Raw genomic sequence first — 1,330 nt, forward strand, 5'->3', positions numbered from 1 at the left:
ATGGGCGCCGCGATACAACCCTTCGTTGATTGCCAGCGATACATACAACGCATGCGATAGCGCCGGTTATTTCTGGGTCACCAAGCATTACATGGGTACCAGCAATATCAATCGCCTCGTTGACCAGGGATTCAATCCCGACACCGTGGGCAAAACCAATGTGCTGATCAATGGCGGCCCCAATGGCTACGACGAAAGGCAGGGCTACGCGGCGTACATTTATCGGTATTTGTCTGACGAGATCCAAACCGATGTCGCCCAGCAGCTGACCTTGACCCAGCAACTAACCTTTACGCGGTATGGCATTGCGAATGGCCACTGGGTAACGAATGGCACTGCCAGCTACCACGTGGACTTCACCCCGCAACGACCCGATTAACAGGACACGGATTCCAATGAAGCTAAAAACGGGTTTGATTCAGTTGTTATGCACCGTGGCGTGGTTCGCGGCCTCGCCGTCGTCGGCTCATGTCGATCAAGCCGCTGCCGCGCTAGGTACGTCACTTACGAAAAGAAATTTTGAGCGATGCACGTTTGATTTTACGGAGTCAAAATATTTATCCCGTGAGCAATATGGGCGTTTAAGCGTACCTTATGGATATGAATCTGCATGCATAATAAACTTGCACGAAAAATTAAACACGTATAATGCATCAACTCACATATCAATATTTATCTCAAATATTTCTCAGATCGATAATATCATTGATTCTCAGGGATTTTTTAAGAACAAAAATGGAAAGTGGGCATTCAAAGGTGGCTCCATGGGAATTTTTTTCGTTTCATTTAAAAAATTATCGCTTGATAGAATTGATAATGACCAAGGAACGACTCTTGTCGGTAGGCAGATTGAAAAAGCCAAGGATCAGGCAGGTACGTTACTGACATTCGAAGGCGTCCATATCTTGCGTATAACACCCTCCTATCTTGTTTCAATAGATATGCCTTTTGATTTCAACGCTCCCAAAGAAATCCGAGACGACATCATCAAAGACATGATCAACCTTGTCGAAAGCGTCCACGTCACCACCGACCCGTGATTCGTAGGCGCGGCCCCGGCTACGAGCTTCCGCGCTACAGCCACGTGCTGGGCCCGGATGCGCTGCACCCGGATGATCGCGACAGCAGCGGCCGGCACACCCACTTTCGGGAGGTGTACTACCTCACCGAGAACGGTTCCCGTCGTGGCTGGATCAACCTGTACGACGAGGCCATCCACGTCTTCAGCGACGCCGACTTCGCCTCCGTCTTCGGCTGGCGCAGCGCCGACGACGACACCGACGGCGATGCGCGCTGCGATGCGATGCCTGTCTACCAATGCCTGGTCGAC

2 protein-coding genes and 1 pseudogene are annotated in these 1,330 nt (G+C 50.8%); all 3 read left to right on the forward strand.

Translation table 11 applies throughout. The features are described from left to right. Positions 1 to 379, forward strand: a pseudogene (locus DWU98_RS22055) (hypothetical protein); the annotation flags it as partial. Between the two features lie 16 nt (positions 380 to 395). Continuing rightward, positions 396 to 1,040 (forward strand): hypothetical protein, encoded by a 645-nt coding sequence (locus tag DWU98_RS21840; protein WP_147293416.1) that lies wholly within the window; start codon positions 396 to 398, stop codon positions 1,038 to 1,040. Continuing rightward, on the forward strand, positions 1,037 to 1,330 hold a 294-nt coding region (locus DWU98_RS21515), incomplete at its 3' end, for a hypothetical protein (RefSeq protein WP_230474992.1). The genes DWU98_RS21840 and DWU98_RS21515, both read left to right, overlap by 4 nt.

Origin of the sequence: Dyella monticola, assembly GCF_003363155.1 — a bacterium.
In the GTDB taxonomy this organism is placed as follows: domain Bacteria; phylum Pseudomonadota; class Gammaproteobacteria; order Xanthomonadales; family Rhodanobacteraceae; genus Dyella_B; species Dyella_B monticola.